The sequence below is a fragment of the Crossiella sp. CA198 genome, from assembly GCF_052078295.1.
GTDB lineage: Bacteria > Actinomycetota > Actinomycetes > Mycobacteriales > Pseudonocardiaceae > Crossiella.
Genome location: NZ_JBQJIM010000005.1, coordinates 291,380 through 303,917, shown reverse-complemented (window position 1 = coordinate 303,917; position 12,538 = coordinate 291,380). Strand labels below are relative to the sequence as shown.

Below are 12,538 nucleotides of genomic sequence, written 5' to 3'. Positions count from 1 at the left end.
GGGTGGTGCTGACCAAGCTGCTCAGCGCGGCCGCGATCATCCCGTTCCTGGTCGGCGGCACCCCGGCGGACCAGGACTACCCGTTCATGGCCAGCCTGCAGACCAGCTACGGCGCGCACTTCTGCGGCGGCTCGCTGATCAAACCGGACTGGCTGGTCACCGCGGCGCACTGCGTCAAGGACGAGCAGCCGGGTCAGCTGCGGGTGCGGATCGGCAGCCGGGACGCGGGCAGCGGCGGCACGCTCACCGGCGTGCGCCGGATCATCGCGCACCCGCGCTGGGGCCCGACCGCCTACTACGACATCGCGGTCGTCCAGCTCGACCGCGCGGTCGGCCAGCGCCCGATCCCGATCGCCGCGGACGTCCCGGTCGGCAGTGCGACCCGGCTGCTCGGCTGGGGCCAGACCTGCGCCCGGCCCGGCTGCGGCGGCACGCCGAAGGTGTTGCAGCAGCTGGACACCAGTGTGGTCGAGGCCCGGCGCTGCCTCGGCATCGACAAGTCAGAGTTGTGCGTCAACAACCCTGGCGGGAACTCCGGCGCCTGCTACGGCGACTCCGGCGGCCCACAACTGCGCTCGATCGGCGGGGCCTGGCAGCTCGTCGGCGCGGCGAGCCGCGCGGGCAGCACCAGCACCACCTGTGCCACCGCGCCCTCGGTGTACACCGCGGTGCCCGCCTATCGGGACTGGATCGCCCAGCAGACCGGAGGCTGAAAGGCCGGTGCCGCCGGGACTGGGGTAGCCCCGGCGGCACCGCGCTCAGCCCTGTAGGTCCAGCACGACCTTGACGTCCTCGTCCTTGCGCGCCAGCGCTTCCGGCCAGTCCGCCAGGGACACCCGGCGGGTGATCAGCGCGCCCAGCCAGTCCCGGTCGCTGTCGGCCAGCGCGGCCGCGGCCCGCCGGTAGTGCCGCAGGTTGCTGTTCACGCTGCCGACCACGACCCCGTTGCGCAGCACCAGGTTGTTGTTGATCTGCCCGGCGGGCAGCGGCAGGTCACCGTCCGAACCGGACAGTCCGGTGAGGACGGTGATGGAGTTGCGCGAGGTGCGGCGCAGCACCTCGAAGGCCACCTCTGGCGCGCCGGTGCACTCGATCACCAGGTCCGGCTCGAAGCTGATCTCGGCCAGGTCGGCGTGGTACCAGGCGCCCAGGCCGAACACCAGGTCCGGCTTGGGACCGGTGCGCATCCGGTCCACCACGTGCACGTCCAGCCCGCGCTGCACGCCGAGCAGTGCGGCCAGCAGGCCGATCGGCCCGGCCCCGGTGATCAGCACGGTGCGCGGCCGGAAGTAGCCACGCAGGCCGATCCGCTCGATCTGGTCCCACACCTTGGCCACCACCGAGGTCGGCTCGGTGAGCACGCCCAGCTCGCCCAGCGCCGGATCCAGTCGCACCGCGAACTCCGGCTCGACCGTCCACAGCTGCGAGCCGTACCCGTCCAGCGCCTTGATGCCGCGCTCGGTGTACTTCCCGTTGCGGCAGAGGTCCCACTGCCCGTCCGCGCAGGCCCCGCACGGCTCCGGATCGGGCCGCCGAACCAGGCCCACCACCAGGTCCCCTGATGTGAAGCCACTGCCGTCGGGCGCGCTGAGCACCCGGCCCAGCGACTCGTGCAGCAGCACCATCTCGGCGCGGTCCGGCGGCAGCTCGCCGTAGCCCTGTTCGACCACCTCGCGATCGGTGCCGCACACTCCGGCCAGCAAGCCGGTGACCAGCAGTTCCCCCGGTCCCGCAACGGGATCGGGCAGTTCGCGCAGGGCGGTCCGGCCGGGTTCGCCGGGCACGCCGACCACGGCCTTCACGCGTCGAGCCCGTTGGTGCGGTCCCTGGCGTCCCTGGTCTGGCCGCCGTAGAGCACCGCGGCGCTGTTGACCAGCGCGAGGTGGCTGAAGGCCTGCGGGAAGTTGCCGGTGAACCGGCCGTGCGCGGCGTCGTACTCCTCGGCCAGCAGGCCGACATCGTTGGCCAGCGCCACCAACCGGTCGAACATGGAAGCCGCCTCATTTCGTCTGCCGGACAGGGCCAGCGCGTCCACGAACCAGAACGAGCAGGCCAGGAACGAGCCCTCGCGGCCGTGCAGACCGTCCACATCGGACTTTCCGCTGTCGGTGCTGTACCGGTCGACCAGGTCGCCGTTCTTCAGCTCCCGCTCGATCGCGCGCACCGTGCCGACCACCCGCTCGTCGTCCCCCGGCAGGAAACCGACCGCGGGGATGAGCAGGGTGGAGGCGTCCAGTTCGGCGCCGCCGTAGTACTGGGTGAAGGAGTTCAGCTCGGCGTTCCAGCCCTTGGCCAGCACCTCCGCGTGCACCGCGTCCCGCAGTTCCCGCCAGCGTGCCACCGGTCCCGGCAGGTCGTGCTGTTCCACCGCGCGCACCGCCCGGTCGAAGGCCACCCACACCATCACCCGGGAATGGGTGAAGTGCCGGTCCGGTCCGCGCACCTCCCACAGCCCGGAATCCGGTTGCTGCCACAGTGTTTCCAGGTGCCGCATCATGCCGCGCTGCAAGGCCCAGGACTCCGGCGTCTCACCCAGCCCGCGTTCGCGGGACAGGTGCAGGGCGTCCATGACCTCGCCGTAGACGTCGAGCTGGAGCTGGCGGTAGGCGGCGTTGCCGATCCGCACCGGTTTGGCGCCCTGGTAGCCGGGCAGCCAGTCCGCCTCCCATTCGATCAGGTGCCGTTCGCCGTCGATGCCGTACATGATCTGCACATCGGCCGGATCGCCCGCCACCGCGCGCAGCAGCCAGTTCCGCCAGGCCACCGCCTCGCCGGAGCAGCCGAAGTTGTCCAGTGCCAGCAACGTGAAGGTGGCATCGCGCAGCCAGCAGTAGCGGTAGTCCCAGTTCCGTTCCCCGCCAAGGGTTTCCGGCAGTGAGGTGGTCGGCGCGGCGACCATGCCGCCGGTGGGCGCGAAGGTCAGCGCCTTCAGCGTGGCCAGCGAGCGGTGCACCGCGTCGGCGTGCGGGCCGTCGTAGCGGATGTTCTCCGCCCACTCCCGCCAGAAGTCCTCGCTGTCCTGGGTTTCCTGCACCGGATCGAGGGGTTCGGCCACCGCCTCGTAGGAGGTGGACCACTGCATGATCCAGGCCAGCCGCTGCCCGGCGGCGATGGTGAACACCGCCTCGTGCGCCCGCTCACCCGCGACCCGGTAGGGCAGCCGGTCACCGCGCAGCACCACGGTGTGCGGACCGGCCACCGCGATGATGCACTCCGAACCGTGTGCCTCGGTCCGGCGCACCCAGGGCACCGAGTCCCCGTAGGCGAACCGGATCACCCAGCGCAGCCGGACCTCGACCTCGCCTGACACGCCCTCCAGCACCCGGACCAGCGCGGGCTGATCATCCATGTTCTTCTCGTGCGGCGGCATCGAGTCGATCAGCCGCACCGTGCCGTCGGCGGTGTGGAACTCGGTCTCCAGCACCAGCGAGGTGTCCCGGTAGCGCCGGTGGGTGTGTTCCACCGGCCCGGTGGGCGCGATCTGCCAGTGCCCGGACTGCTCGTCGCCGAGCAGCCGGGCGAAGCAGGACGGCGAGTCGAACCGGGGCAGGCACAACCAGTCGACCGACCCGGTCTTGCTCACCAGCGCCGCGGTGCGCAGATCGGACAGCAGGGCGTAGTCCTCGATCGGTCCCGGACCACCGGAGATGGCTAGCTCGTGATCGGCCACTCCACCGAGGTTAGGCGTCCGCCCCGGCAATTGCCCGACCGGACACGGCTATCCGCCCACATTGAACCCACTGAGCCGGACCGGCGGCAGCCCGCCGGCGCCCGCGTACTCCGCGCGCAGGGTGATCGACTCGCCCGGCCACAACGTCACGTAGTTGTCCGACCACCGAACCGGGCCGTGCGCCCCGTCCAGACTGGCCTTGACCGCCAGCGCGACCGTGCCGGAGCTGTTGTGCAACCGCACCTCGGCCCCGCCCGGCACCCGCCGCGCGCTGTGCTTCACCGTGGTCATCGGCAGATCCTGCAGGCCAGTGAGATCGGCCGAACCGGTGACCGGGGTGTGCCACCAGGTGGACTTGGTGAAGTCGAGCACATCGGCGCTGGTGGAGAGCCAGTAGACGTTCCGGTCGATCTCCGCGCCGTCCCGTTCCAGCAGCAGTCGCACCAGGTAGGTGCCCTTGACCCCGGTGATCTCCGGCAGGGTCAGCACCCGGGCCGAGGAGTTGGCAGGCGCGGTGGCGGTGACCGTCTGCTCGGCCAACACCCGGCCGTCCACGGTGGTCGCGGTGGCCCGGACCTTGAGCCCCGGCACATCGGTCAGCCCGGTACTCGCCAGCACCACCGAGCGGTCGTCGTAGGAGTACTGCACGTGCAGTGGCCGCAACGCCTTCTTCGCGCCGAAGTAGGAGCCTGCCGCGTCCAGGTTGTGGTCCCACAGGTGCCAGTACAGCGTCGGCCAGGCGTTGTTGATCATCCAGTAGATGACGCCGGTGGCCGGGTTGGCCGGATCGGCGAAGTCCCGGCCGTAGGCCTCGAACTGGGCCCGGTTGCCCTCGTAGTTGGCCAGCTGGGCCTTGCGCAGGAAGTCGGTCAGGTCCCTGGGCTGGCCGTACCGCTTGGCCAGCGCGTCGGCGAACAGGCTCAGTGTGGCGAACACTTCCTTCTTGGCCAGGTGGTAGTGCGGTTTCGTCGGGGCCCGCCAGAGGTCGTCGATCTCCTGCGGGGTCAGGAACTTCCGCAGGCTGGCCAGCTCCGGGATCATCGGCCCGGACCCGACCTCGGACGCGAACCCGGCCGCGCCGCCGAGTTTGTCCTGGTACCAGTAGTTCGGCGGGATCCACCAGTACGGCCCGTCCATCTTCATCCCGGACTTACCCAGCTGCGGCGTGCTCTTGGCCGCGGCCGAGGGCAGGATCGGCGCGGTGAAATCGGCCGCGCGCAGGGCGTCCAGGTAGGTCTGCTCGACCCTGGCGGTGGCCGCGTTGTCACTGCCGATGAAAAAGCCCAGCACACTGGGGTGGTTGACCAGCCGGGCCGCCTCGGCCGCGGTGGAGGCCCCGGCGATCCGGTAGTCCTCCTCGGACCAGGTGCTGTACTTCTCCCACTTGGTGCAGCACTCCCAGCCGGGCAGCAGCATGATGCCCAGCCGGTCGGCCAGTTCGAGCAGCTCGTGGTCCTCCTGCTTGCCCTCCAGCCGCAGCGTGTTCACGCCGAGATCGCGCACGTGCTTCAGCTCCTCGGCCAGCCGCCGCGGCTGGGCCCGCAGGAACAGGTCTGAGGCCCAGCCGCCGCCCCGCACCAGGAACGGCCGGAAGTTGACCAGGAACTTGCGCTGGCCCTGCGGGGTCAGCTCGGAACGCACGTCCCGGATGCCGAAGTCGGTGCTCGCCGTGGACTCACCCGCCGACACGGCCAGCCGGTAGAGCGGCTGCTCGCCGAACTGCGCGGGCCACCACACCTTCGGCCGGTCCACCCGCAGCTCCGGGAATGCGACGATCTTGCTCTCTCCCGGAGCCAGCTCGACCTGCTGCCGCAGCCGGTCAGTCCCGATCGAGGCGGTCACCGTGGTGCGTTGTGGCTGGCCGGAATGGTTGCGCACGGCCGCCTTCACGGTCAGCCGGGCCGAGCTGAGATCGGGTTCCAGCGCGGTGACCACTCTCGGCTCGGCCACCGACACCGCGCCCGAGGTCGCCAGGCTGATATCCCGCCAGATACCCATGTTGTGGTCCGGCGCCGGCGGGCTCCAGTCCAGGAAGCTCACCGTGAAATCGCGGAACGGGTCCGCGGGCATGGCCTTGATCGCCAGCGCGTTGCGACCCGGGCGCAGCAGCCCGGTCAGGTCGAACTCCGCCCGCGGGTAGGCCCCGGCGGTGTCCCCGAGCCGCACCCCGTTGAGCCACAGCTCGCCACGCGAGATCACCCCGCCGTTGAGTCGCAGCACGGTGTGCCTGCCCGGCTGCGGTAAGGCCAGGAACTCCCGCCGGTACCACCACGGCACGCTGAAATCGGCCGGGTTCACCGAATCCCGCAGGTTGGTCGAGTAGTTCAGGTCCGGATAACGCCGGTTCGCGATCAGCCCGGCCATCACGGTGGAGCGCGCGGGCACGGTCAGCCAGCCGCGGTCGCCGTGCCGGGGACTGGAGATCAGCGAGCCGTCCAGCCCTGCGGTGGCCGAGGTCTGCATCCGCCAGTCCGGCACCACCGTGCTGCCGGGTCCGGCCACGGTCAGCCCGGGATCCGGCGCCGGGTCGGCGACGGCCGGGGTCAGCGAGGCGCACAGGGCGAGGGCGATCCCGAGAACCAGTGGCGGCAGGCGCATGTCCGGCACTCTGCCGTTGGTTGCCCAGTTTCGACAAGACTCCTAACGAAGTAAATTTCCAACCAACCCGGCGCAGGCCGAGGGCGGCCCTCCGGAGCCCTGTACCCGGGAGAGCCGCCCTCAGTCTTTCCGGTCCGCTACCGGATCGGCGCGGACAGCACCTGCTTGGCCACGTTGTGGCCGTTGATCTCCACACTCGGCGTCGCGCCACCCAGGTCCGCGGTGCGATAGCTGCCGGTGAGGGTCAGTGTCTCGCCGGGCCACAGCGTGACGTAGTTGTCGCTCCAGTCCGTCGGCAGCACCTCGGGCCCGCCCGCGCCCTTGCGGATGTTGGCGCGCAGGAAGAAACCGACCTGCTTGCCACTGGAGTTGTTGGTCAACGTCACCGTGGTCTTCGTGTGCTCACCCTCCACAGTGGACTTCGCCGAGGACTGCACGCTGGCCGCGGCCAGGTTGTTCAGCCCCTTGAGATCGGCGTAGCCGGACTGCGGCGTGTGGTACCAGGTGGAGGCGCCGTAGTTGAGCGTGTCGGCCTTGGTGGAGAGCCAGTACACGTTGCGGTCCAGCACCTTGCCGCTGCCGTCCTTGAGCAACAGCCGGGTGAAATAGGTGGTGGACAGGCCGCTCGGCTGCGGCAGGGTGCCCGCCCGCACCGAACCGTTGGCCTTGGCGCTCACCGGCCGGGTCTCGTCCGCCTTGACCGTGCCGTCCAGGTTGAACACCGTGGCCTGCACCGAAAGCCCCGGCACGTCGGCCAGCCCGGTGTTGACCACCGCGATCGACTTGTCGTCGTAGGAGTACTGCACGTGCAGCGGCCGCAGCGCGGTCTTGGCGCCGAAGTAGGAGCCGCCGGTGGCCAGGTAGTAGTCGTAGAGGTGCCAGTACATGGTCGGCCAGGCGTTGTTCAGCATCCAGTAGATGACGCCGGTGGCCGGTTTGTTGGTGTCCGACCAGTCCCGGCCGAAGGCCTCGAACTGGGCCCGGTTGGTCTCGTAGTTGGCCAGCTGGGCCTTCTTCACCACCTCGGCCGCGTTCGCCGGTTTGCCGTAGCGGCCGTCCAGCGCGGTGCCCCAGAAGGTCAGCTTGTTGAACGTGGCCGACCGGGACAGGTGGTACTGGGTGGCGTTGTAGTCGGTGAGCTTGTTGATGTCGCCCTGCGGCAGGAACTTCTTCAGCTCGTCCATTTCCGGGATGGCCGGGCCGGGCCCGATCTCGGAGGCGAACCCGGCCGCCCCGCCGAGCTGCTCGTTGTACCAGTAGTTCGGCGGCTCCCACCAGTACGGACCGTCCATCTTCATGCCGGGGCTGCCCAGCTGCGGCGAGCTGAGCGCCTTGGCCGAGGAGATCACCGGCAGCTTCCACTCGGCCCGGCCCAGCGCGTCCAGGTAGATCTTCTCCAGCCCCGCGCCGGGCGCCGCGTCACTGCCGATCATGAACGCGAGCAGGCTCGGGTGGTTGCGGATCCGCTTGGCCTCGTCCTCGGCCGACTCACCGGCGACCCGGTTGTCCTCGGCGGTGAAGGAGCTGTACTTCTCCCACTTCGAGCAGCATTCCCAGCCGGTGATCAGCATGACCCCGGCCCGGTCGGCCATGTCGTAGAACTCGTCGTTCTCCGGCTTGCCCTCCAGCCGGATGGTGTTCATGCCCATGCTCCGGACCAGGTTCATCTGGTCCTGCAGGTACCGCAGGTCGGTGCGCAGGAACAGGTCCGAGGCCCAGCCGCCACCGCGGACCAGGAACGGCTTGCCGTTGACCGAGAACTCGCGGCCGCCCTTGTTCAGCCGGGAGCTGACCTCGCGCACGCCGAAACTGGTCTTGGCGGTGTCGGTGACCGCGCCGTTCACCGACGCGGACAGCGCCGCGTCGTACATTGGCTGGCCGCCCATCTGGAACGGCCACCACACCTGTGGGTTGAGGAAACGCAGGCCCACGGTGTTGCTGGGAGTGAAGCTGACCGTCTTGGTCTCCTTGGCCGCCAGCGAGACCGTCTGCCGGAAGCCCACGTTGCCCGCGGTGCCGCTGATCTCGGCGGTGACCGGCGCGTTGGTGTTGTTGCGCGCGTTGACCTTCACCGTGACGTCGGCGTGGTTCAGGCTGGGCAGCGGCAGGTCGGTGTCCACCCGAGGCTCGCGCAGGGACACCGCGCCGCTGGCCGCCAGCTGCACATCGCGGAAGATGCCCTGGTTGCGGTCGGGCGGCAGCTGCGCCCAGTCGATGAAGTGGATGATCAGGTCGCGATCCTGGTCGGCCGAGTTCGCCCGGATGGCCAGCGCGTTGTCACCCTTGCGCAGCAACGAGGTCACGTCGAACTCGAACGTCGGGTAGGCGCCGATCACGGTGTCCGTGCCCGCGATCTTGGTGCCGTTGAGCCACACCTCGCCGCGGGAGATCACCCCGCCGTTGAGCTTGAGGAAGGTGTGCGTGCCCGGCGCCGGATCCGCGGTGAAGGACCGCCGATACCACCAGGGCACCAGGAAGTCGTTGCGGTTGGCCTTCTGCAGGTTGTTGCCGTAGTTGACGTCGCCGTACTTGTTGTTGGCGACCAGGCCTGCCATCACGGTGGACCGCTTGGGCACCGCGTACCAGGAGCTGTCGTTGAAGCCCGGCGCGGAGATCGCCGCCCCGGTGCCGGTGGCCACCGCCGAGGACTGCAACCGCCAGTCCGGGATGGTGGTGATCTGCGCGGCGCGGGCGGGGGCCGCCGGGGTCGCGCCGAGCTGATAGGCCGGTCCGGCCGCAGCGGGTTCTGGGGCGGCCATGCCTGGTAGGGCGGGCAGGAGGAGGGCAAGGCTGACGGCTGCCGCCAGCCACGGGGCACGACGTCTGGTCATTGAACGCTCCCGGCAACCACATGGCGGCGGCTGGATGGGGCTTTCCCAGGCAACTCTCGCTGGTCAACGCCTGCTTTGGCAAGGGTCCTTACGAACGAAATTCCCCTCTTGCCGTGCCCCCCTCCGGCGGGTGAAGCTGCCCGCGTCAACCAAACCGCCGCCCGCGTTTGGGAGATGGAGACGATCGATGACGATCGAACGCAGAACATTCCTCGCCGGTGGGGTCGCGGCCGCGGCCTACACCCTGACCAGCGGGGCAGGTTCGGCGCAGGCCGCGACCGAGGTCGCAGCGAAGACCGGCGAAGCGAAGGCGCCGACAGCCGCGCTGTGGCAGGAGTATGTCCGCAACCCGCACAACCACCCGCAGATCCCGGACGTCTCCTTCGCCGGGTATCGCACCGGTGAGCGCTGGCCGCATCCGCCGGTCCGGGCCAACGTGCTGCGCTACGGCGCGGTCAAGGACGGTTCGGCCGACGCCAGCGCGGCCATCAACGCCGCCATCGCGGACGTGGGCAGGCGCGGCGGCGGCACCGTGCTGCTGCCTGCCGGCACCTACCGGATCGACAACATCATCCAGCTCGGTTACGACAACGTGGTGCTGCGCGGCGAGGGCAGCGGGCGGACCACGCTGTACGCCACCCGGTGCCTGGAGGAGATCGTCGGCATCAACCGCAGCCGCTACGGCAGCGAGAACTCGGCCTGGAGCTGGGCGGGCGGCCTGGTCTGGGTAAGCCACCGGGACCGGCACCAGCCGTTGATCGCGGCCATCAAGGCCAAGAAGTGGCCGCTGGAAGGCTGGCTGGGCAACGAGGGCGAGGGCATCCGCACCCTGACCACCGTCACCGCACCCGCGGCCCGCGGCGGATTCACCCTCACCGTGGCCGACGGGCGGGCCCTGCACGCCGGCCAGCGGGTGCTGGTGCAGATCGACGACGACGCCGGCTACGGCCTGCTCCGGCACATGTGCGGGGACGGCCCCGGCACCGCCGAGTACGTGTGGTCGAACAAGGACAAGCTGCTCTCCTACCGGCCGTTCCAGTGGCCGGTGCGGATCACCAGGGTCCGCGGCAACCAGGTGACCCTGGAACAGCCGCTGCCGGTGGACGCCCGGCTCGCCTGGAAGCCGCGGCTGACCACCTTCGCGCCGCCGATCACCGGCGCGGGCGTGGAGGGGCTGACCATCCGCATGGTCAAGACCGTCCGGCCCAAGCACCTGCTGGACAAGGGCTACAACGGCCTGGCCTTCCAGTGCGCCTGGGACTGCTGGGCCGACGACGTCGCCGTGGTGGACAGCGACAACGGCTTCCTGCTGGTCGCCGCCAAGGGCGTGACCCTGTCCCGGACCAGCGTGGACGGCCGCGGCCAGCACCACTCCTACGCCTGCCGGGAACAGGCGCACGACAACCTGGTGGAGAACTTCCGGATCGGCAAGTTCACCGAGCCGCCCACACCAGGCTCCGGCCACCACGGCATCAACGTGGAGGGGCTGTCCTGCGGCAACGTCTGGTCCAAGGGCGAGATGCAGGCAGGCACCTTCGACACCCACCGCGGACTGCCCTTCGCCAACGTGCGCACCGAGGTCAGCATCCTCAACGACGGCGCGCACGGCGGCAGCGCCAACGCCGGACCGCTCTACGGCGCCCGGTTCACCCACTGGAACGTCACGGTCACCAACGGCAGGGCGGGCTGCGTGAAGATCGACCACGTGGCCCCGTTCAGCGCCACGGTCGGCATCTCCGAGGTCACCGAGTTCGGCCAGATCGACAAACCGGACTTCTCGGGAGCGCTCAACTCCAAGATCGAGTCCTATGGGACGCCGAAGGTGAACCCGCCCAACCTGCACCGGGCCCAGCGTGACCTGCGGAAACGACACCGCCGGTGACCGATTGGTTTTCGACAGGTTTCTCACAGCCAGGACACAGCTAGCGCGCGCATCCTCGGTGTCAGCCACCCAGAGCCGGGTGGCTGACACCGAGATCTGGAGCGGCACATGTCCGAGGAGAACGAGAAGAGGGCGGCCGGTTCTCCCGAGGAACCCGGCGCGCGGCAGCCCACTCCCGACGCCCCCACCCAGCCGGTCGCGGCCACGCCCGCGCAACCGGAACAACCCGCACCCGCCGCGGCAGCGCCCGAGGCCAAGCAGGCCGCGGAAGCCCCAGCTCAGCCCGCTGAACAGCCCGCGGCGGCCCAGGCGGCGGAAGCCCCCGCTCCGCCCGTGCCGCCCCTTCCCAGCCGCCTCAAGGGCTTCGCCAAGCGCAAGGCCGTGCAGCTGGTGGCGGTCGGCGTGCTCGGCGCGGTGGTCGGCGCCGGGGTGGTCGGCCTCACCGTCGGCGGTCACGGCGGTGGGCACAACCGCCACGACCGGGAGTACGTCGGCAAGGGCCCCAACCGGGACGACGGCCGCTTCGGCGACCGTTTCGACCAGCGCGGACCAGGCAGAGTGGCCCCGCCGTTTCAAGGCCCCGATCGCGGCGACCGTTGATCACTCTAGAGAACCGACCAGCAAATTTGTGACGGCTACTGGCACGACTGAGTGATCGTCTTCCCCAATGGAGTGCAGTCGGCGTGCCATCCGTGCACGGAGTGTGCGTGCGCGCTAGGTTTGACTCGTCGGTGGGTGGTTCGCGGATCTCCTTCCAGCCCACCATCGGCGGTGTTTGTGGATCACATGGCTTCGTGGCCTTGGGGTACGGGGAAGATCGCAAGGCCACGAAGCTACTTCCGCGTCAGCAGTGCCGCCACCTCGGCCGCGGCGCCCGCCACGATCTGCCGCAACAACTCCTCGGCCCGTTCCGGCTGTCCCTGCGCGATCGCCCGCGCCACCTCGACGTGCCGCTGGGTGGCCACCGCGTCCGGCGCCGCTGGCATCAGGTGCAGCCGGTTGCGCCCGCGCAGCAGCTCGGCGGTGAAGTCACCGAGATGGGCGAACATCTCGTTCCCGGAGGCGGTCAGCACCAGCCGGTGGAAGCGCACGTCCACCTCCACGAACTGATCCACCTCGCCGCGTTCGGCCAGCCTGCCCAGTTCCGTGGCCAGCGCCAGCAACTCGGCCCGCTGCTCCGGACTGGCCGCCACGGCGGCCAGCGAGCCCGCCGCGGGCTCCACCGCCGCGCGCACGTGGCTGAGCTGGCGCAGTTGCTCGCCGCGCTGCGTGCTGCCCAGCCGCCAGCGCACCACCTGCGGGTCGAACAGGTTCCACTCGGTGCTCGGCCGCACCGTGGTGCCGACCTTGGGCCTGCTGTGCACCAGCCGCATGGCCTCCAGCACCCGCACCGCCTCGCGCGCCACCGTGCGGGAGACCCCGTGCTGGGTGGCGAGTTCCTCGATCCGCAGCACCCGGCCGCCGGGGAGGGCGCCGGAGGTGATGGCCTGGCCCAGCTGGTCCAGCAGCTGACCATGCAGACCGCGCTGGGTCATGATCGCTCCACAGGGCTGATGA

Annotated in this window: 8 protein-coding genes; 3 read left to right on the top strand and 5 right to left on the bottom strand. The window is 70.1% G+C overall.

Annotated elements, in window-relative coordinates; translation table 11 throughout:
• The first annotated feature begins 2 nt into the window (after positions 1–2).
• Positions 3–713, top strand: a complete 711-nt coding sequence (locus ACTOWY_RS10480; protein WP_441309397.1) for a S1 family peptidase — start codon at positions 3–5, stop codon at positions 711–713.
• Positions 714–758: 45 nt separating this feature from the next.
• On the opposite strand, the gene ACTOWY_RS10475 is transcribed toward ACTOWY_RS10480, so the two are convergent.
• From ACTOWY_RS10475 to ACTOWY_RS10460, 4 genes are all read right to left on the bottom strand, one after another.
• A complete protein-coding gene (locus ACTOWY_RS10475; protein WP_441309396.1) occupies positions 759–1,802 on the bottom strand; it encodes a glucose 1-dehydrogenase in 1,044 nt (347 codons plus the stop codon).
• Positions 1,799–3,670 carry a glycoside hydrolase family 15 protein gene (locus tag ACTOWY_RS10470; RefSeq protein WP_441309395.1) on the bottom strand — a complete coding sequence of 624 codons (1,872 nt, stop codon included), beginning with the start codon at positions 3,668–3,670 and terminating at the stop codon, positions 1,799–1,801. The genes ACTOWY_RS10475 and ACTOWY_RS10470 overlap by 4 nt, the downstream gene beginning before the upstream one ends.
• A gap of 48 nt (positions 3,671–3,718) precedes the next feature.
• The gene (locus ACTOWY_RS10465; RefSeq protein ID WP_441309394.1) at positions 3,719–6,268 is read right to left on the bottom strand and encodes a glycosyl hydrolase 2 galactose-binding domain-containing protein; all 2,550 of its coding nucleotides are present in this window, start codon (positions 6,266–6,268) and stop codon (positions 3,719–3,721) included.
• 137 nt (positions 6,269–6,405) lie between these two features.
• Positions 6,406–9,099: a glycoside hydrolase family 2 protein gene (locus ACTOWY_RS10460; protein ID WP_441309393.1), complete on the bottom strand. Its 2,694-nt coding sequence runs from the start codon at positions 9,097–9,099 to the stop codon at positions 6,406–6,408.
• A 187-nt stretch (positions 9,100–9,286) separates the two neighbouring features.
• Between ACTOWY_RS10460 and ACTOWY_RS10455 the strand changes: the two genes are divergently transcribed.
• Together ACTOWY_RS10455 and ACTOWY_RS10450 are read left to right on the top strand one after the other, a co-directional pair.
• Entirely contained in the window at positions 9,287–10,981 is a 1,695-nt protein-coding gene (locus tag ACTOWY_RS10455) for a glycosyl hydrolase family 28-related protein (RefSeq protein ID WP_441309392.1), read from the top strand.
• Positions 10,982–11,089: 108 nt separating this feature from the next.
• On the top strand, positions 11,090–11,581 hold the full coding sequence (locus ACTOWY_RS10450; RefSeq protein WP_441309391.1) for a hypothetical protein: 492 nt from the start codon (positions 11,090–11,092) through the stop codon (positions 11,579–11,581).
• Positions 11,582–11,814: 233 nt separating this feature from the next.
• Here the strand turns inward: ACTOWY_RS10450 and ACTOWY_RS10445 are convergent, their stop codons facing one another.
• Positions 11,815–12,516 carry a FadR/GntR family transcriptional regulator gene (locus tag ACTOWY_RS10445; RefSeq protein WP_441309390.1) on the bottom strand — a complete coding sequence of 234 codons (702 nt, stop codon included), beginning with the start codon at positions 12,514–12,516 and terminating at the stop codon, positions 11,815–11,817.
• Between the last annotated feature and the right edge of the window lie 22 nt (positions 12,517–12,538).